This window comes from Marinobacter zhejiangensis (assembly GCF_900114775.1).
Taxonomy (GTDB): Bacteria; Pseudomonadota; Gammaproteobacteria; order Pseudomonadales; family Oleiphilaceae; genus Marinobacter; species Marinobacter zhejiangensis.
Genome location: NZ_FOUE01000002.1, coordinates 337,989 through 359,125, shown reverse-complemented (window position 1 = coordinate 359,125; position 21,137 = coordinate 337,989). Strand labels below are relative to the sequence as shown.

Sequence of the window (21,137 nt, the reverse complement as noted above, 5' to 3'; positions counted from 1 at the left end):
TCATCCTCGATTCATCCGGAGAGCATCCCTCTGATGCCTATTCGCCGGACTGATATTCGATGAAAAGGTCGTCGAAGAACGCCTTCCCGGATTCGGCAAGCACCAGGTTCCCTTTCACGTTGAAGTAGGCGATATCTCGGTCCACCAGAGCCACCTTTGCCGCCTCGGGGAGCGGTTGATCCATCTTGCATGCCTTAAGAATCTGGTTAAAGATCGGATCGTTACCGATGTTTTCGAGGATTTCTCGAGAGATGCCGGCATCAGGTAGCGTTAGTGCTTCGAACATGAAGCCCTTCTCAAGCACGCCGCGACCCAGCACCAATAGTACCCCCTGAATTTGGCGGATGGCGCCAGTGCTTTCATGATCCCTGGTGTCATCATCGTTCTGCGCTTCAGATAGAGAGCGAATGTAGAAGAACCCGGGGCGCTGAACCAACTCCATTCCCATGTTGGCGTAGGCCTCGACGTAATATCGGTCCCGCTCCTTGAAGAGCTCATCGAACAGAGGGTTGGGGGCTAACTGACCATTCACATATTGGGTTTGGTTGATGACTTGGCCCGCAGTCAACTTGCGAAAAGCTTCCTGACTCAAGCGACGATTCACGACCGGCCGTCCAGGATTTGTTTCTTGAGTAAGGGGGATGTCGCTCATGCGGTGATCTCCTGGGTCGGGGCTTCCCGGGGAATGAGGGGGTGATATGACAGCGCTAACTCACCGTGGGCAATTTCGAGGTGTTGGAAGCGGGCATGAAACTTGAAGTCCGGGAGAGCCATTACCCAGTCCAGGCCTTCGAGAAGGTCATTGAGGGTGTAGTTCTCAAGGTGACCGCCTAAGTATTCGTGAAGTGAAGCGTGAAGGTCTTGGCAATCATCCGGGATCATCCATTTTTCCAGTAGCGCCTGGATCTGGTGTTGTCGCATCTGTTCTTGCAGTTCGGCCTCTGAACGCCTCGCCCGCGCTGGATCTACCGTAACAGAGCCGGCTTTATCGAGCCGGGTGCGCAGCTCTTCAATGCGTCGATCTGTGAACTCCTCAATATCGGCCCGGTGGTCGATTTCGTGCCAGTCCAGGCGAGCAAAGCGCATCCGCTTGATCCCCAAGAAAGTACCTGGCGACTGGATGGCGGCGTGACGAACGGGAATGTAAAGATTGCGGAAGCTATCGTCATGACGCTCCTCCGTGGCGAGCCGGATGGTATTGAAGGCTCGCTCGATGGCGTCATATTGCTCGCGCTGATGCCGGTCTTGGCGGACATAGCGTTCAAGTGAAAGGCGCAAAGAATCGATGTCCTTGACGTAACTCTGGATGGCGTTGGCTGAGAGCTGCATCTCCTCATTAAGCGCTGGATGATCGCTTTCGCCCGCTAGTTTGGCGATGCGCCGTATGGCAGTGATCGCCGGGACGCCTTTCTTGAAACTTGTCTTGGGGTCGAGAAATTCAAGCGCGGGTAGGATATATCGCTGGTAGATGCGGTTGATCTTCTCTAAGGCCCTGCGGGTTTCCGCTGCACCTTCGAGGCTGCCTACATCCTGTTTCTCTACCTGATCCGCCAGGTGATCCCCTTGAGCTTCGAGCGCCGCGATGCTCTCCTGCATCTTACCGAGCGTGTCCTGTATCCGACGCCGGAGCAGGCGTAACTCATCGGTGAAGTCGTCGTTCTCCAAGTCGATGGGCATATCCTGGAAGGCCGCCAGGCTCTGGTTGAGGCCGTCACGTAGGTCTTCAAGTTCCGCCTGGCTCAAGCCCCGCATGCGCCCGATATCAAAGTGGCGCAGCATGTCGACGACGAAGGGTGCCAACACCAGTGTTCCACGAGCAGGATCTTTCCGGATGATCAACCGTTCACGCAACAGGTTGTCTTCCGAGAGGGTATAGCGAATGCGCTCACGTTCGCGATCATTCCCCTGGATTGCTTCTGTCTGGATAGCCTGGCGCACAATGAAGCGGTAGAGCCTTGAGGGGATCTCTACATCCCCGTCGTGCTCTTCTATGTAGGCCACCAGCTGAGTAAAGAGTTGACGGTGCTCGATGATCTGCTTGAGCACGAACGGCGACTTGATGTTCACAGGTCAGCCTCCTCTTCCGAAAGAGGCGCTCCTTCAACCTGGGGGTTTTCCGGCCGTCTAGTGAGCCCCCCTTTGCGAGCGAATGACTCGCAGACGCCGTGGTGCACAACAGTACGATTTTCAGCATAAGCCTGAGTGGCGTGAAACAGGCCGAGATGGACGTAGTTGCCGAGGACCTGAGTAATCTTCGAGTCTCGATTGGGGTTGGCCACGAAAAGGCAGTAGCCGTGCTGCTCGGCTATCTGGCGAGCGGTGCGCATGTTTTGGGTGGCCAGAGAGCCGAATTCGTCCATGACCAACGGCATAGTCACTTGGGCGTCACCGTCCATCAAGCGCGACATCAACACCGAGAGCAGGTTGGTCGTGATCATCATGGTCGTGCCGTTAGACTGGGCATTCGTCGTCCAGCCTTCCTCGCCACGTTTGCGGTACTTGTAATGCACGCCGGCCAGAATCTTGTCGAGGCTGAGCAGGATGCCTGTACGCCGGGCATCCGCGTTGAAGAAGTCGGCCTGAAAGGCTTTCAGCTGCTCGTAGACCTTGTTGTCCTGCAGTTCGTCACTAAGTAGGTCTGCTTTCTCAAGGTCGGCCAGGAGCTGTTCGAAGCGTGGGTGAAGCTTGTAGTCCACCCGTACCTCCTCCAGATCAGAGATCGAGAACTGTCCCATCTCAGCGTTGATTCCACTAATGAAGGCGGCCACAAGTTGTTTGGCGCTGCGCAGGATATCGACCTGGGAGTGCGTGGTCTTGTTGTGGCGGTCGACCTGATGGCGGTAGTTCGCCTCCTGGGTATCTAGGTTATCGAACACCGCCTTGAGCTGCTCATGGAATTCAACCACCTGATCGCCGGTGAATGAGCTGAGGTGAGCCTGGTTGTCGGCATTGCGCAGGATATTCATGGTAAGCAGCTTACGGAGCCGTTCTTGGACTCTGTTGCGCAGGGCGCTCAGATCATCAACATTCTTCTCAAGGGCCTCGATATTGGCCTCGCTGACCTCACATAGAGTCGGCTTAATCACCTTGTGGCGCCCTTCTAGGACGTTGTTGGCATCCCTGCCGATGCGGTCGATGCGCTGCCGGATCAATCGTACCTGCTGTGCCTGACCTTGAAGGGTTTTATGAGCCTGCCGCGCTTTCTGGCGGTTTTCATCGGCCTCCTTCCACTGCGCATCAGCTTCGGCGTGTTGGCGCTTTTGCTCTTCAAGTTTTTCTTCATTTTCGCGCAGTTCACCCTCCAGGCTCTCCATCGTCTGGAGATTTGCATCGAGGGCGTTGAGCGCGTTCTTGTCCTTCTGGGCCTTGCTGATTTCGTTCTCGGCCCGCTGCCGGCGGCGAGCTATTTCCTCTGAGCTCATTGTCGCCTCTTCCAGTAGCCTGTCGCGACGTTTTTTGTCTTGAGCATTCCTCTCTTTCAGCTCATCCAGTTGACTACGCATCTGCTGGCGGGTCTTCTCGGCGTCATACTCTTGGTATGAAATATCATTCAGAGCAATGCCCTCTTGGGGCGCGCCTAACATGAGATGGCCATCTTCCGACCGGAATTGCTGGCTGAATTGAGCGAATGCTTGTTTCTGCTCATGGGTGAGCACTCCATGGGTGGTGCCCAGTGAGCGGTTCAGGGAGTTCAGGATACTGGCATCACTTACGGCGAGGTCGTCCAATAGCGTTGGGGTGCGATTGGTGATCTGTTGATCCAGCCATTTGGCTTGACGTTCATTGCTGGCCAGCCGATCACAGATTTCAGCGTGTTGCTGTTGGGCCACAGCCTTGTCGTTGTAGCCCTTGATGTCTTTTTCCTGTTCGGCGATGTGCTCGTCGAGGTTTTCTATAATTCCCTGGCGAGGTAGGCCCGGGAACTCGTTCAAGGTGGCGTGCGCAGCATTAATTTCTTTGCGTAGGCGCTCTACCTGCTTGCCGGTGGCCTTCACATCGGCAGCGGTGTTGGTGACCGAATTATTAGTGTCTCGCTTGATGCCACCAAGGGTCTCTGCGCGGTTTTCGGCTTCGTTGTGCGCCCGTGAGGCTATCTCCAGCGCCTCCTGCAGTCGTCCCTCCTCGACCTCAACACTCTCATAAAGATCCGCATACGCCTTGGCCGCTTGGCCGCGAAGTTGCGTCTCGTGCTGGAATGACTCGTCAAATTTCTCCCAGCTGTCGGACGCGTTGTTGATGCGAGTGATGCGGTCGCCCTCCTCACGAAGCTGGTATGCCTCTTCAACGATAGCATTAAGGTCGAGCTGCAATTCCTCTGCTTTTCGGCTCTTCTGGCCCTCGATGATGGTAGCCAGAGTATCCGGCAACGTGCGCTCGTCAGACGCGGAGATATCGAATGCGAGGTGCACGAGCTTGCGCCATGCATCCATCTCTCGCTTGCCGGCGCCATTGCGCAGGGGGAGCAGGCTGTATCGTCCGGCCTTCTTGTCATAGGGCTGGTTGGTGAACAGGCGCTCCAGAATGGTCTTCGGGTCACTCAGCGGCTCACCGCCCATCTCACGCAGTACCGTCTTCACCCCCTGCAGGGTCATGCTCTCGACCGGTGCCCCGATTCCGCCGTCCCCGCCAGCGTGGACATCCCAGAATAGCGCTTCAAGCTTTGCATAAGGGCAAGGCACCACCAGGCGGGCGTATTCCATCTTTTCGGTGGCACCGCCACGATGCAGGACAATACAAAAGTCACCGTGGGGGTTCTCAGCCTCAAGTATGATGAAGGCGCGGTCTTCCGGGAAGTAGTAGCGAAAGCTCGCCATTCCGTCATAGAGATTGCCGTTGGTACCCCGAAAGTTGAACTTGCTGCCGCAGTTTCGGAAGTTGACCTCCGGTAGGAGAAACAACTTAAGGGCGTTGAGCATGGACGTCTTGCCCAGGTTGTTCTCGCCAAAAAGCGCTGTGTGCTGATCGATCCGAATCTGGGTGTATGCATAGGCCGCACTGTTAACGAAGACCAGTTGCTTGAAGCGGAAAGTATCAAAGGTATCAAAGCCCAGATTCATCGGGCGGCCTCCTTAGCTGACAGGGGGAGAAGGTAGGTTTCCTGTTCGAGGTGCTTACCCATAGTGCGGATCAGGCCAGCTACATGAGCGCAGGGCGGTGAACGGCGTATGTGAGTGGCCAACTGCTGGCGCTGTTTCATGGTTAGCTCTCGCCTGGAAGCACTCAGGCGCTCCCGAAGGTCCGCTGGTGCCAAAAAATAGAGGGGAGGAAGGTCTCCGCGCTGGTAAAGCGTGTCACACATGCGGATGCCACCAGGGTCCGGGTCGAATAGGCAGCCGATCTCCTGGTACTGCTGGAAAAAAGGAGTGAGCAGAATGTTCGTGATGCTGTTACCACTGCCGTAGAGGATATCAGCGTCCTGCCAGGTAGGACTTAGCCCACAGGCTGGAAGAAGTGACAACGTGCCGTCAAGGCTCAGGAAGTTCTCAAGGTTCTCCACGATGACCAGCCTAGCGGCAGGGGTGCTCCCCAATGGGGCGCTGATCTCGCCTTGATCGTTCACCATGACAACCTGAGGGTGTGGCTGGCGGGCGCTACGGACAGTGACCATCGCGCCGCTGACCCGAGCGCCATGGCTGTTGCCCAGGCTGGACTGGTCAATCCGGGGAACCTCGTGGCGTTCCTCCGCTATACGTTGCCACTTTGCCAGGAGGTCTTTATTTACCCCCAGGTATCTGACCATGTCACGACGAACATGTAACCGAGTGGCGTTGGCGAGCAGTTGGTCGATGTCCAGCGCAAATTGGTCTGCGGCCTGATACAGTTTGGGCTCAGGCAGGGCTTCTTCTCGAGATAGTTTATGGAGATAGCCCAATAGCTGGCTCCGCGAAATGCGCCGTGCCACCATTTTTACTCCTGCGACGTTTGATGGAAACGGAAACCAAGCTCGCCTCGCATTGACGAATTCTCTCGATAATTACCCCGCACCAAAATGGGAGGGTTACCAAGAGAATCGAAGTCGTAGATTGTGACTTATCATTATTTATTGCCCATTTATCACATATAGAAGCTATAGCTGACTTGGGGCTTCTCATTAGCCTCAACATACTTCATGATTTCTCCCACTTTCCGAGAACATTCCAATGTGATTGGATAACGTCCGTCAAACTGCGTGTTGTTCCAGTTCATCTTGGTCAGACCGAGAACTTCCTCGCATAAATCTTCAAGTGAGGAGTCTTGCTCAAAAGCCCGGATTTCCAAGGGAGAAGGAACGTACATGCCGGGATAGGTCCTATAAAAATTCACAGCTCCCTTTGTATAGAGAATCGCCTTACTTTCCGACAAGGATAGTAGGGTTCCCCTGACGGGCGGATACTGTTCATAACTATAGAGCCGTATCCTGGATTCCATGATGGTCACGAAGTCTTTCATTCGTATTCCCTTACTTTCAATCGCCTTGGTAAAGCCGCGAATTTCTTCTTCTCGGAAATTACTTGATTTGTGAATGACGAGACGGGCAGGCATTTGCATCAATGCATGGTCGTACTCGTTCAGGGCATTCATCAGCAACTCGAACGCCTGCGCCTCATTCATGTATGGCCGCCGGTCTCGCTTGTCTAGCTGAACTGGCGAGCCCCTGAGGATCACTCCATGTCCAAACTCGTCAAACACCTGCGCCAGACTGGTCGATACCGTTTCATTATCGCGACTTTTATAGAACCCTATCCCTACATAACACGTCTTCGGTTTATGGGCTTCCTCTACCAGTCGCCAGGGAATTGTTTTGTTCCCTTTATAGTAGAGTGCCGTACAAAAGTTCCATGCTCTTGTGGCATCATCTTGCTGGCCCTTATTACCGGTATCAAGAGACAATGACTTCTCCAGAACAAGCTGCAAGGGCTTTCCCAGGTGCATGGTTTTCGCTTTCAGGAGGCGGCGAAAGTTATGTTCTAGCGTGCTCTTCGCCGCATCCACATCCTCTTCTTCGTCACTGACCTCTGGATTGGCAGCCTTAGCCCCTTCTTTAGTAAGTGACTCAAAGATATCATTTGGAATAACACAGACAATGACATCTACTGGGCGGTGTTCCGCAAGAAAGCGGATCTGATCAAAGTACAGATCTACGCATACTTGAACCCGCCTTTCCCTAGACTCAACTCTCAATGTCTTGTTTAATTCAGACTTCTGAATGGTCCTGGTTAGGGTCGGGCCAGATAAAAATTTCGCGTAAAACCCGTGATGCTGGGTGAACCCACCAAATCCCCGGAAGAGGTTTGAGTATTTAGATTCCTTGCCCTCTATCCCTTCCTGACATTTCGCAATCCATAGATCTAATAGATCTACACCTTCACCGCGCCCAACAATACCCAGCCTCAGTTCGCTTTGCCGGAACTTATCGTTCATGTCATAGACGCCAAGCGTTTCAATACCTGCCTTCGGACAGATATGGGTACCGTTGGCAAATTCCAGTTTTGGCTCGTCAAGGATCTTAATTTGCACAGGCATCCTCCCCTTCCAAGGCTTCCTCTAGCTCCTCATTTTCTTCAAGCGAGATGTTTGACAGGCACTGGAGTTCGACAAGATCACCAAAACCGATTAGATCTTCTTCATTCCGATTGTGAGAAAGAAAATATCCAATAAACCGAACCTGGTCCCTGACGGAGTGGTTGTGCTCCAAACGCTTCTGCTTGGTTAACAGGTCAACGTGGAAGATGCTCGGCCTATATAGGTTGAAAGTGTAATACCAACTCGGAGTGACGGTGGCATACCACTGAGAGTCAACATCCAAGAACGAAATATCGAATGCAAGGTGCTTGAAAAAGGCCACCTTGGTCGGATCTTTCTTTTGGAGCTTTCGCTCGAAAACCGTTCTCCTAGAGAGTTTTTTACCTACCCACTCTTCCTTTCTTTGGTCTGCGTCTTTTTCATTAGGAAGGAAGTAAAACTGCTTCTGCTGCTTGCTCCAATTCACATTGAAAGCCAAAAGCTGGTCGCGCACTGTATCTTTCATCAAGTACTTGAACAGATTTTGATACTCCACTAACTCATGCTGAGAAATATCCTCCGTCATCAGCTCTTCGATACTTCCAATGTCCACTACAGACCTGAATGCAGACTCTCGTTCCATGTCATAAAACGTAAAAATCCGATTTTCATGTATAGTCCAGCCATAACAGTCCAAACCTGCAATCTGTAGTGCAAACCGCACCAGGAGATGTTTTTTAGGGCGCTGACCCTTGTAATTAAAATCCCGCCGAGCGGCGACAAGCGTGCTTTCTTCGTCTATGCACAATTCCGCTACATACAATGCTTTTGGAGGAGTAACCTCAATGAGGTTTGAGACTAAGATATATGGAGCATTCTCAGGCGCGTTCAGCTCATGAACTGAAGTTTGCACATCCCCAAGGATTGTCCGAAACTCCTGCAACATCCTCTCTTGAGCAGGTAATCGTAACCCGGTGATCGTGGCCAATATATCGCCTGGATCAATGATATGGTCCTTTGGATCAAACCGAATATCATCACCGATCACCTTATCAATGGCTTCTTGAGAGTAGCTTTTCTGCTTAGCCCGCAATGTAAAGATATACAGCTCGTCAAAAGCATTCTTGTAGTTGCGTTTCTTGAATTGCTCTAAGGTCGATTTGACCTTCTCTAAATCCGTGGAGGAAGTAACCTGAAAAGCAACCCGATCCTGTTCGTCCCCCAAATCGATACCTGGAAAATTCTTGTGTTTCCTATTCAGGTTAACCAGATTTGGGCACTGGTAGACCTCCTTCAGGATCGGTATCCAGGCATCTTCTGAAATCAGGTTTAAATCAAGCCTTCCCTGCTTTGTCGCCAGATCAACTTCGGTCATCAACCTGCTGACAACCTCCCGTAACTGATTTTCGATCTCGACTTGTTTCATTGGCGTCCTTCCAGTCCCGATTTCAATTTGATGCTTACTATTAGTCCACCCCAAGAGCTTTAAACACCGCATCCACCGGATCGGCATAGAAGCTGGTCTGGAACTTGGTAAACAGCTCGGCCGGTATCGTTGGGATGTCAGCTGCGCTGCTCATCGGCAAAGCCACCTTCTTGGCACCTGCATCAAAAGCAACTTGCAGGCACTCAGCAAGGCTTTCTACCGGGGTGACTGAGCCGCCAAGACTCATGTCCCCCAACACCACCATCTGGTTCTGGAGAGGCTTACCAAGGAGGCCTGACGCAAAGGCAACCAGACTGGAGAGTGCCAGGTGACTGAATGGACCAGTGTTCTGAAGTTCAACCGCGTGCAAATGGAAGTCATGCTCGCCCACCTTAGTGCCACCGCTGATCCTCGAGGCATTTGCCTTAAAGTAATCGAAGGCAATCTTCACCTGTTCTTTAGCTGCACTGGAGTTCCATAGCCCGGACGTGGCCAGCTTGCCGGAACCTTTAGTAACCTGAAGCTCCAGCCGGTATAACCCCGGCATCCCTTTGTTACTGAGACCAATGGTGTGAAGGAATCCGGGCTTACCAGGGCCTTCGGGGATCAGTCCGCCGCCACCCTGCTCTTTGACTGATACGAAATGCTCTTCCAACGAGTCATTGTCGATGTAACTGAAGTGGACATCGTAGAACTCCATACCACCAATCTTTTTGAGTTGTTCCTTCACTCGGCGTCGAACCTGGAGGGCGTATTCCAGACACTGACGGACATCTTCTTTCTCGAATTGTCCATGCGGGAATAGCAGCTTCAATAGCCCGGAAACGGTCTTACGTACCGCGATCACGTCGCGCTGGTTCAGGTTGTTCCCCAGTTTGAAGTATTTCTCGATGGCATCGGCGAAGCTCCGCCTGCGCATCTCGCGGTAGAACTCGGCAAGGTAGTCCACAATCAAACCGTAGCGATTGGTGAAAAACTCCGGGCGCATCTTGGGGATTTCCCAGCCTGGGATGTAGGCATGGAAACGATCAAAAAAAGCGGAGTCGATCATGGCTTCCGGAAATGGTGCCAGCAGGTGACTGGTTTTCACCAGAGACTCAACGCTCTGGTTGATATTGCCGACAAAGACCATTGAGGCCGAGGCTTCCATCTGTTCGCGACCACGGGCAAAGGAGCCGGAGGCCATATAGTCCTTCATAATCTGGACGCCATCTTTGTCCTTGAAGGAAATACCTGCCACCTCATCAAAAGCAACCAGATCCCAGAGTCCAACCAAGCCAATCCGGCGTGAACTCATGTTGTAGAACAGGTTGGCCACGGTCGTCTGGCCACCGGATACCAAGATGCTATTGGGGGAGCATTCCTTGTAAATGTGACTTTTACCTGTCCCGCGTGGACCCAACTCACAGACGTTGTAGTTGTTTTCTACGAATGGAATCATCCGAGCCAGAATGTGCCACTGTACATCCACACCCAATGCCGCAGGTTCCATACCGACCGAGCGGATCAAACACTCGCGCCATTGGTCCGTTGTTAATGCGGATCGTCCCTGGAAGAGCTCATCCATGTCCATATTCGGCATTTGGATAGGCTTGAGAAGAGTCACCCCAAACGGAGAACCGGACTGGCCTTCCTCATGGTAATAGCTCAAGGTGGCAATCACCCAGATACCGCCCACCAGCAGCTTCTCGTACTCTTTGACGATACCTGAGGAGATTTCAGCGTCTTTGATCCCCAGATTGCTGAAGGAGGCCTCATACTTGTCCTTGCGCTCATTCAGCTTCACGGTTACCCGGTCGATGACCTTATAGGTACCCCGCTCCTTCACCAGCGACTTAACCTTTTCGGCTTCATCCGGGCGAACGTAGTTCTCTGCCAACACAGTCTTGACGTTGTTGAGACCCTGTTCAATGATCTCCGGATCATCAGAAGCGCAGTACATGCCAAGAAGGTATTCGAGCACATAGACAGGGACATTGGCCCCCTCTTTGATGAGCTTCGTGAGATCCTTGCGAACCACGCGCCCCGCAAAGTGCTCATTCAGCAGTTGATCCAGTTCTTTATCGTTAGCGGATTCCATACTCAGCATGCTCTAAGTCAATTCGTAGTCAGAAGAAGTCGTCGGTAAATGCCAGGTCAATCGTAACCTTGTAGCGCTCCATCTCGGTATTCAGATCCTTGTCCTTAAGCACCAGGAAGTAATCCTTCTTCCGATCGAAATCCGTGCCAGACAATGAGAGGCGTATCTGTTTGACCCGCTCTGTCACGGAATCCGTTGCGCAGTCAAAAGTCACCGATTCCTCACTGGAGACTTTACTGTCACCGTCATAGATCGCCACTGACACCGTGACCGGCGTAACCAAATCACTGACCACTTCGGTCTGCATCAGGTCGAACTTCTGAATGTTGTTCACCATCTTCAGAGTGGACTTGGTAGAAATTACACCCACCTTGCGCTTGGTACGCTTCTCGGCTTTCTCCCCACGAAGCTGCTTGACGGTTAGCACTGGGACAACAATCTCTTGTGGCATGACCCCTCCGTGGACGAAACGCGAGCCGCCCACAAAGTGGAATCGATTAGCCCCTTTTGGTACCCAAAAATCAGTTTCTGAAGCAGTTCCGGCCGTTGCCTTGGTGGAGCCCTTCCAAGCTTCCTTGGTATCTGGCAGTCCAAAGCCCACGACGTAGCGCTTTTTGTTCTTCAGGGCATTGGTTGGCTTCTCAGCCAGAGACGAGCGATCGGCAGCTTCCAGCTTGCTTTGCTGGAACAGGAAGCCATGATCTGCGGTAATAAGCACCGTTGATGTGTTGAAGTGCATCAGAATCTTGCGGCTCAGCTCCGTAAGATCCTCAATTGCATCTTCGACATGCTTGAAGGTGTATATCTCTGAAGGCCCACCACCGTCGCTACGATCATCGATAATATTGTGGTAGACGTACACCAGCTCCTGATCCTTGAGAACCTCCCGGCCTTCATCCCGCGACCACCCTTTTACGGTTTCCGCTGTCACGGCCAGGCCGCCATGTGCAGCAAGGATCTTGGATCTTGCCGCCGTGCCTTTACTGGATTGGCCATCGACAAACACGTCATCGGACGCTGATTCTCGGTACTCCAGTGTTTTATGGGGCAAGAGGGAAGCCATCCCCAAAGTCGTATAACTTGGGACCACGCCAAGCTGCGAAGACAGGGTGGCTTCTGAGTATCGTTTATCGTTGATACGATCACGTAGCTCAACGGCCGCCTCATAGCGGAAGGCATCACTGATTATCACCACCACCCGGCGCTTGGTAGATCTGGAAAAAAGCGGCTTCACCAAGCCCTGAAAGAAGTCCTGCTGATTGGGGGTTCCAGGGAAACGCCACTGAGCAAGACGTTGCTCTGCCTCGATGCGGTCACCCCAGTTCTTCGCCAGGTTGTCGATGTACCAGTAGGCGTAACAGTTCTCCACTTCGTCATCGAGCTTTTTCAGGATCTCAACATGAGCACGGTGAGAGGCTTCACAGTAATGGCGGTAGGCCATATCAAAGCGGTATAGATCTCGCTCGTAAGCCTTGTATAGAGCCTCACTCGACTCGAAGTGAAATCCGCCATCATGCTGAATACGCAGACTGAACAGGTCGATAGCAGCCTGCAATGCAGTGTAAACGGTGCGGTACTTCCGGCGCGTCGTATCGTCTTTATGCTTGGAAGCCCAGTAACCGTCCAGGCGCGACGCAATCATTGCGCGGAAGCGCTCCAGCTCCCCCCTGGGAGCATGTGGAATAGCCTCGGCAAGATCAACGATGATCTTCTGCTCCACGGCCTCAAAGGTGACAACATCGCTGAGCTGGTCAATGTCGAAAACACCAACCTTATCCTTGATGCGCAACGCGATTGCTACCCACCCGGACACAGCATCGAATGCCTTGTAGTACCGTGAACTGTCCCGCCAACGTGAGAGCAGCGCTCTGGCCGTTGCGCGGGAGCTGGCTGACGACATCACGAGTTCTTTCGCCCAGCTTGGTACATCACCAACACTCTCGCAGAAACCTGTAATCAGCAGCCGGATAAAGAAATGCCCCAGCTTAAACGGCGCTTCGCCGTTCAACTCCTCAAACTTAGCCGGGTAGCCAATTTCAGACTGAAGCGCGGCTACCAGTGCCGGTACCAGGTCGTACTTTTCGAGCTCATTGAGTGCTGCCGGATTGGTTTCCAGGCCTAGATCATCCGCCACCGTCTCTTCAGCAAGTGCCAGGATCACATGTGGGAGGTCACAGCTTTCCGCCTTAACTACGGAAGCAATCATGGCCATGTCCAGGTCAGTCTCGTCAAAATCAGGCTGAACATAGCGCTGCAGCGCCGTCAGCCTTGCTTTGCTGGCAAGGAATTTGTCTCGCTTGGCCAGGTGCTCTCTCAAGCTTTGCTGGTGAAGGCCAAGATCGTTGAAGATGATTGAGAAGCGATCGGCGTAGAAACATCTGGAGTACAACTTGATGTCGAGCAGCCAGTCTTTTTCCGCATCTGGCTCCGCAAAGGGGAAGTACAGGAGGTACTTACCAGCCTTGTCTTCCAGCTCCAATTTGATCTTGATTCCCAGTGTCGATTCATTTGCCATGTTAAGGATCTGCACGTCCACGAGAGACAGAGATGGCAGTTCATCCAAAAATGACAGCTCCGGGTCATACCAGAACACCAGACGATGATTTTCTTTGTAGAATGCCTGCTCCAGGCCTTGACGAAGTTGGCTGAGGTTCATTCGCCAACTCCATTAGCTAAATTTACTGCTCGGTGAAGATCGGCTTTAAAACAATTGAACGAAGGCATGTCGATTCGATCAATATCTATCTTTTTATCCGTAACTAGGCGATTGACATGAGCAGTGCCTGCTTTTCCATTAAGCGAAGCTGAAAGCTGGTCTTTGAGCGGATTAACTGATTTATCATTACCCGACTCATTCTCTAAGGCAGCGCAATGCTGATAAGGGTTCACTTTCGTTGCGCATAGCAACCACGCCTCAGACTTTGGCTTAGGCACCATCGGCACACCCAACTCAAAATCTTCATCTTTGAAGCCTTGTAACATAGAGTTGCGTTTGTCGTGCCAATTCCCGCGACCAGCCGAAGCGGTGCCATCCGAGTCCCTAAACAAAACAGCCACGACCTTATCACCGACCTCTTCGCTTTTTGCCTTGGCTGTAGCAGCTAATGCTCGGGCATTTTCGTAGAAATATTTCGTTTCAGCAGGTTTTTTCTTACCTTTCAGAGCCATGGCTCTTCTTTTGGGTGGCAATTTATTTGCTGCCAAATAAGCTTCTGATACATAGCTAACTCGCTCCGTAGCCAGATGAGACATTTCATACCCCTGAAATACCTCTACCAACTGATCGACTATGATTGCCATTGGCCCTTCAGCAAAGCCTGTACGCTCACAAGAACCTGCGGAAGGATTGCACCGCCCAATATCACTAGGTCCTTCCCCGCTTAACAACAAATACATGTTAAGCCTCCGCAGGATTAATATCTGAGATTTCTTTATATAGCTGAGTAAGGTCGGTATCGATAAATGCTTCGCCAGGCCCCATAAACTCTAACTTTTTAGACATTGATGGAATATCAAATAGCTTAATTGAACGAGTGAAACCCTCTTTAGTTTTATAGAGGTAATGAACACCTGCTCTCGCCACATCATCTTCCATGAAGTTCAGAATCATTGGACTGTGGGTAGTCACCATGACCTGATCATTGGAATTAACAAGATGGTCAATCAAATATTCGATTAATTCTGGATTAATCCCGTTTTCTATCTCATCGAATAGCAAAAAGGCATTACCAATTTCCAGCTGAAGCAGAATTGCCATTAGCCTAAGCATACCGTCATTCACATGTCTGGCAGTTGATGTTAGCTTCCGCTCTCCATAATGTTCGTTAACTTCAAGCTGCTTCCAGCCAGAACGTAGAGACTTAGTAACAATAGAGTCCAGCTGTGGATAAACCTTTTTCAACTCACGCTTCAATTTGGATTTAGCTTCAAAACCCGATTCATGGATAAGGGCCGATAGCTTTTCACCGCCCAACCCAAGCTTTCCTTCAGAGGAGCGAGACTGGCTTCTCAGTAATTCAGGGCTAATCAGGTCTAGCGAACGTATATTAAGAATCAGCTCTTTCACCAAACGAAGTGTATTACCTTGCTGGCTTTCTTTTAAGCGTGAGAGCAAAGACCCTTGATAATCAAAAACAATCTCATGACGAAGACCATTAAACGTATATCCGGCATCCTCAACCGACAGCAGCCTCTCGCCTTCCTCAATAATAAACTCCTTAGTACAGCTTAAAGACGACCGATTAAAACTCCCAGACCAAGACACTTTCTTACCTGAGATTTCAAGTCCTACCTCAAAATCTATATTGCTTTTCTTTGTCAACTTTGAATTAAGGTCAGAGCTATCCCAGTGGCGTCCTTTCAACCACTCATCAATATCACCAAGCATCAGCTGAGAAACAAAATCCAATGCCTGGAGCAACGTTGATTTACCAGCTCCATTTAAACCAACAACACAATTGAATTTGGCCAAATCGATTCTAAAATCAACCAGTGATTTAAAATTATCAACCCAAATGTAATTAATCATAAACTTATCTCGGAAGCATTATCCAAAAACCCTGATTCCTCAGGATTTGATACTCCAGCATGTTGCTCACTTTCACTACAACATCTGATGTTGTTAGTGTGTAGTAATCGATTTTTAAAGTCTGTATTACCTAGCTCAATATTCCAGCGCTGCTCCATGAACTCTAGAAGGGTCAAACCACGATTAAAGATTTCTTCGGGCCGCCATTCCGGACTCTGTGCTACTTCATTTTCAGAAACCGAACCATTGTAATATCCAACCCCAGAGCCATTATTAACCTTAAGAGGGAAGCTATCATTTTGTAGTGATGCGTTTTTCGAGCGTGACAATGGCAACAGGTTACCTAAGGAGTGGGTCAGATAACGTTGCTCTTGCTCATCCAAATGGCCGAATCTATCTACCCAGTATTCATCATCGGGAGTCTGAGGGAAAATGTGCTCAAGTGTCACATGATCCTTTTTGTTGGATCTCAATACGTCCCAAGACAACTTACTGGTGGCTTGTTTACCCTTGTTTCTTAGCCACTGTTCGTGCTCGTACAAGAAATAGCGCACACCATCCCAGTGATAGAATCCATCCCGGTCGAGCTCGTATTTTTCTTCAATATGCGAAAGAAATTTCGCTGGGTCGTAGTATCTCTTAACCCATTGCCCAAGGGCGTAAACCACATCCTGTATCGATTTGGAACCAACAAGCAAGTCACGAGACATACTGAAGAACTCGGTATCCCCAGTGTTTGACCGACGCTGGCTAAGGTTAAACAGAGTGAAATTATAGCGTTCAGCTGCTCCCAGAAGTTTTGTAACCATCACTGGATCTTGTTTAGAGACAAAGGCTGAAAGAATCAGTGGCTTGAAGGATCTGAAACTCAATCGTTCTAACCTATCCAGCCAAAGTTTCTGAGACTCCGTCAGCTCGCTAGATTGCGCATAATACGGATTATGCATGTAGAACCAGTAAACGATTGATTGCTGGAGGCTTCGAACATAGTCAGATATTTCTTCAATTTTGAGCGTTTCATCCGATGATTTAGGGTGTGTCACATTCCTTGCGTTGAACTTCTCATCAAGCAGAAACTTTATGTAATCATCACCTTTTCTCCGGGTGTACTTAAAGTACATCGTCCAATGATTACGAAGAAATAGATTATCGCTTAGTGGAACATCCGGGTTTTTACCCAAATATTCATACATGGTCTTCCATGCATCGTTGATGTTTACCCTAAGCTGCTCTCGCCCTTCGTTATCTTTGAACAGAGTTGAAAGGTAAATCAGTCTATTTTTGAGCAATTCCAAACTGGTCAGCGGCTTCCCGCGATTGTTCATCGTCTCAAATGTGACGAAAACATCTATTTCTTCATCAATTTCATACAAATTGAACTTCAGCTTCTGAGTAAGCTTTTTGTATATCAAAGCAATCTCATCAACAGACAGTCCCGCCAACTGGTCCTTGAAGTACTTTTTTGCAAAGCTGAGATTTCGGGTGTACAGAGTTTCTACATACTGATTTGAACCTGAGTACTCACCAAAAATCTTGGTCTTCATGTACTCATCGCTGGGGTTGTCTTTTTCATAACCAAAGATAAAGCTTTGTTGCAGCTTATTGTCCGCCTCAAAAAATATGAACTGCTTACGAATAGAGGCGATCGACTGATAGTTTAACTCGGCATCCTTAGGCACTGATTCCAAGATGGCTTGGAGTAAGATCATGGAAGTGGTCAATCGTTGCTGCCCATCAACCACATAGAATGGCCTGAAGCCCACACCTTCTATGAGCCAAAGGTCCTTTTCCCATCTCTGGTAGAGGTTGGGTCGCACAGGTTCAAGAGTGATGACGCCCGTGTAGTGTATGCGGTCGCTTTCAAGCTGAAGAATATCTTCCCAAAAGTCTTCAACCTGGTGCTCCTTCCAGGCATAACCCCGCTGGTAATCCGGGATACGGAGTAAACGGCGTTCAAAAATGTCGCTTAGGCTATTTAACTTCATGACAGCACCTCCGGAGCTTGGCCAGTCACGCTTTTCACGTCCGCCAGCAAATCCCCGAACCTGCCGTAGTTGACCTTTACGCCATCATCCAAATCCAGGCTTATTCTCTGGTCAGCATAGTGGCGCAACTTCTCGTCGAACTCGCTCAGCTCAGCCTGCTGCTTGTGCAGTTGGGCAATTTCCTTTTCAAGCCGCTTCACCTCCGCTGCCGATCCACTTGCTTCTTTATCGTTCTCCAGCTTTTGAGCATAGGCCGCCATCTTCGCTGTCAGGGGAATGACGTACTCAGTACGCATACGCGCCAACGTACCTTCGTTATACCGGTGCAGATAAACCAGACACTCGAAAGCCTTTTGCTTACCAGAGCTGAACAACCAGTAGATAGGACGCTTTTTGTAAGTCTTCAGGTGGTCTTTATAAAACTGGGTAGACAGGTACCGACGAATCGTGTCCATTGCCGATTCGGATTTCTTCGGTTTGATAGCGTGCAGACAGAGAGACTCTGCTACAAAGTCGAGATTTTCATGAAGGCGCTCTTCTCCCCAAACGACTCTGACAAACTCACGGAATCGATTAGTTGCATCATCGGGGAACCATTCCTGGTCCGTTAGTGGAATGATTCCGTCATCGTCTGCGGGATAGGTTTTATATGCTCCTTCAGAAACCAACTCCGAGAAACACAGGCCGCCTGATCGAGCATACACCATTCCTGTACGGTCAAGAGAGAACCGTCCCATTGTGCAGCCAATTGAGTAACTAATAATCTCAACTATTAAATCAGACCTCTGTACATCCCTAGCACGGTTAATGTCATCAACACCATACCTATAAAACGGGTTGCAATAGAGCGATATTTTTTTTCTTTCAATTTCAAATGAGACATCCTCACCAGCGTCGTAAATCTCAGTAAAGTATTTGGCTATATAATTCTCATGTTCAACTGTCTCGGTCAGCAGTTCTTCAGAGCGCTCCAAATAGAAATTGAAATCATTTCTTATGCTAGAGGATTTGTAGTTGATTATTTCGTTTTTCGAAAAACCAACGTTTTCCTCCATGCTTTCGAAGTCATTCCTATAAATATCAACAAGACGCTTTGCTCTACTAGATATTTCATCATACTCTTTTTCTTTAATAGTCGTTGGAAATGCAGCTAACACCCCAGGGCTTAGATTTAAAGTAGGATTGAGAAGCCCACTTACCAAAGTGCCTACCGGGGAGTTTAGATATGCCATCAGGTAATAGATATTATTCTCAGATGAAATGCTAAATATCGATGGTGATGCAAAGTCGAATATGAATCCCGGAGGCGTATACCTGACAGACAAATCGCCACCGCCAATCATGGTCCATGTCACGCCTTCTTTGAAGTACCATTCTTCGTTACGAACATACGCATTCTTGAAATCCTTTAACTCTCTTCCAGATGCCTCCCAATTCACTACATAGTTATTGTTTCCAAACCACCTTCTATACTCACCACCTTTATTGCACCCGTACCACTTAAAACCTTCTTTATACTCACCCCTGCTAGTACTATCTACTGATACCTCGTGCCACAACCTAATAAATCGATCATTGTCTGCTGAAGACAATCCGCTTTTCACCTCATAATCCTTTCCGAGGACTCTCAATGAACCAACTTTTGTCAAAAACTGCTTGGAAACCCAATATGCTATTGGCTGGCCATTAATTTTAAGAAAATCGTTTTGACTAATTTCCGAATAATTATTATTGCGACTCAGGAGAGCAGATTTTTTGCTTTCCTCATCACCCGCTACAAGCCTGTAAAATGTAGGCTTATAGTTACTGCAACCAACGCACCCTATAATCCAAGCAGTAGTTTGCACAACTTCGCCGCCAATTTGACTAAACGCTCTCGATCCCAGGTGTGCCATTGTTATCAGCATTCTATCTTCTAAAATACTCTTCCTGAGAAGCTCGAAACTTGACAAGAACATCCATGACTGCATATTTACTTGAGCGTTGAATCCTTTCTGATTAAGCAGTTTGAATGCCCGCTCCATAAAGATCGCAAACAAATCCGATTTGCTGTTCGGATATTCCCTCTTTGCGAACTCCTTCAAGTCAGTATTCATTCCTTTGCTGCCCATATAGGGAGGATTCGCTACAACGGCATCATATTTCTGAGCTAAAATCACGGCCTGATGTACATAGGGAATCAATTGAGTTGCCGCTGCCTTTTGCATCGAATCGCCATCACGCTCCAATTCACATAGAGTGACGAAAAGCTCCTTCAACCCCTCATAGTCTTCATGAGGAACATCAATTAAGGAACCGAATGTCTTGGCATGTTTGAATCTTTCTAAGGTTCTCTGAAGCAACTGGTAGCGGCTGTCCGCTGCAAAAGAACTAAGGTCATGCTGCTCCTCTTCAAAGAGCCCTTGCGAAGTTCCGCTCTGCCATTCTCCGGTCAAGTTCAGTGATTTCCAGAGAGGAGGGAGATTTACATTAGAGCTTTCCTGTAACGACAAAACATTAAGCCTGATATTCCGACTGAAGATTCTTCGATCATCCTCTCTAGCCAGCATCATCAACGCAAAGCCAGCCAATTGTCCGGCACGGTCATCAATATCTAGACCAAAAAGATTGTTTTCGAGAATGAGCTGAGGAATGTCTCGGGCTCGATAACCTCGCTCTTCGTAGATAGCTTTTAATACCTTATAAGCTTCCACGATTATGTGACCCGACCCCGCCGCTGGATCAAGAATTTGGATAGTCTCCGGAGCTATCTCGGAAGGTGTAATCTCTGCAAGTTGCGTCTGCACTTCAGGTGTTTGCTCGGCAGGCTCAATGTAGTACGGCATTTTCTCCCGGAGTGGAGAATCGGGATACGTCTGAAGCCACTGGCGACCAACCGAGTTCTGAACCAGATACTGAACTATCCAATTAGGCGTAAAAAGCTGTGTCGCAGCGGGAATATCCTCGCTTTTAACAACCTTGCCGATCACCTGATCTTTTTTCTCGGAGATATAGAACTGGTAAAGCCAGCCAATAATCTCGATATGCTCCCAGTCTTCATCGGGAACACTGGCAACAAGATCACGGATCAGTGAGTCAGTCTTGGTCAGGTTTTCTGGCAACAGCAGCTCGGATTCATCAGCGACCGCCTCGAACAAAAATGGCATTGCTTGATGCAGGGCATGACACTGGGCCAGTAACAGCTCGCGGTAAAGCTCTTCGTCTTTGGTGCCATCAAGCTTCAGCTCTCTAACCTTGGCCTGGTCCAGTCCGGGCAACTCGACATCCAGACACTCTTCCAGTATTTGGGGCACACCGGCACTGCCGTCAGCCGCGCTCAATACCCGACGCCCGTGGTCAAGAAACCCTTTGCGTTCCATATAGCGAATAGCGCACAGCCGGTTAAACCAGCTATAGGCTACATGCTCCATTACCTGGTCGAAGCCTTGTTGCTCGATGCGCTTTACCAAGCGTTCACGAGGTTTGATAACCAAAGCCGGAAACGGTCTATCACCAATCAGAACCAGGTCGCCCTTCTGCTCCGCTGGCTCGATTTTCTTTTTGGTAATCCCATATTTCGCAGCCTGTTTACTCATGGCTTCAATAAAGGCTTTCCGGGCTTTAGGTGCGTATTTTTTTACGTTGTTAGTGTTCATG

General features: G+C 49.7%; 12 protein-coding genes. All 12 read right to left on the bottom strand.

Translation table 11 applies throughout. The annotated features are described in order from the left end of the window. Positions 1 to 37 precede the first annotated feature (37 nt). Positions 38 to 652, bottom strand: a complete 615-nt coding sequence (locus tag BMZ67_RS07015) for a condensin complex protein MksE (protein ID WP_092021239.1) — start codon at positions 650 to 652, stop codon at positions 38 to 40. After that, the gene (locus tag BMZ67_RS07010; protein ID WP_092021238.1) at positions 649 to 2,067 is read right to left on the bottom strand and encodes a coiled-coil domain-containing protein; all 1,419 of its coding nucleotides are present in this window, start codon (positions 2,065 to 2,067) and stop codon (positions 649 to 651) included. Before BMZ67_RS07010 ends, BMZ67_RS07015 begins: the two co-directional genes overlap by 4 nt. After that, entirely contained in the window at positions 2,064 to 5,057 is a 2,994-nt protein-coding gene (locus tag BMZ67_RS07005; RefSeq protein ID WP_092021237.1) for a hypothetical protein, read from the bottom strand. The genes BMZ67_RS07010 and BMZ67_RS07005 overlap by 4 nt, the downstream gene beginning before the upstream one ends. Beyond that, a complete protein-coding gene (locus BMZ67_RS07000) occupies positions 5,054 to 5,905 on the bottom strand; it encodes a hypothetical protein (RefSeq protein WP_092021236.1) in 852 nt (283 codons plus the stop codon). Before BMZ67_RS07000 ends, BMZ67_RS07005 begins: the two co-directional genes overlap by 4 nt. A 149-nt stretch (positions 5,906 to 6,054) precedes the next feature. Further along, on the bottom strand, positions 6,055 to 7,503 hold the full coding sequence (locus tag BMZ67_RS06995) for an argonaute/piwi family protein (RefSeq protein ID WP_245749902.1): 1,449 nt from the start codon (positions 7,501 to 7,503) through the stop codon (positions 6,055 to 6,057). After that, on the bottom strand, positions 7,487 to 8,908 hold the full coding sequence (locus BMZ67_RS06990; protein WP_092021235.1) for an SMEK domain-containing protein: 1,422 nt from the start codon (positions 8,906 to 8,908) through the stop codon (positions 7,487 to 7,489). The genes BMZ67_RS06995 and BMZ67_RS06990 overlap by 17 nt, the downstream gene beginning before the upstream one ends. A 40-nt stretch (positions 8,909 to 8,948) precedes the next feature. Beyond that, positions 8,949 to 10,988, bottom strand: a complete 2,040-nt coding sequence (brxL, locus tag BMZ67_RS06985) for a protease Lon-related BREX system protein BrxL (RefSeq protein ID WP_092022085.1) — start codon at positions 10,986 to 10,988, stop codon at positions 8,949 to 8,951. A gap of 28 nt (positions 10,989 to 11,016) precedes the next feature. Further along, on the bottom strand, positions 11,017 to 13,644 hold the full coding sequence (pglZ, locus tag BMZ67_RS06980; RefSeq protein WP_092021234.1) for a BREX-1 system phosphatase PglZ type A: 2,628 nt from the start codon (positions 13,642 to 13,644) through the stop codon (positions 11,017 to 11,019). Continuing rightward, positions 13,641 to 14,384 carry a hypothetical protein gene (locus tag BMZ67_RS06975; protein WP_139214341.1) on the bottom strand — a complete coding sequence of 248 codons (744 nt, stop codon included), beginning with the start codon at positions 14,382 to 14,384 and terminating at the stop codon, positions 13,641 to 13,643. Before BMZ67_RS06975 ends, pglZ begins: the two co-directional genes overlap by 4 nt. 1 nt (position 14,385) lies before the next feature. Then, positions 14,386 to 15,516, bottom strand: a complete 1,131-nt coding sequence (locus BMZ67_RS06970; protein WP_092021232.1) for an AAA family ATPase — start codon at positions 15,514 to 15,516, stop codon at positions 14,386 to 14,388. Then, positions 15,513 to 17,501: a DUF262 domain-containing protein gene (locus BMZ67_RS06965; protein ID WP_092021231.1), complete on the bottom strand. Its 1,989-nt coding sequence runs from the start codon at positions 17,499 to 17,501 to the stop codon at positions 15,513 to 15,515. The genes BMZ67_RS06970 and BMZ67_RS06965 overlap by 4 nt, the downstream gene beginning before the upstream one ends. Continuing rightward, a complete protein-coding gene (gene pglX / locus BMZ67_RS06960) occupies positions 17,498 to 21,136 on the bottom strand; it encodes a BREX-1 system adenine-specific DNA-methyltransferase PglX (RefSeq protein ID WP_092021230.1) in 3,639 nt (1,212 codons plus the stop codon). Before pglX ends, BMZ67_RS06965 begins: the two co-directional genes overlap by 4 nt. Position 21,137 lies beyond the last annotated feature (1 nt).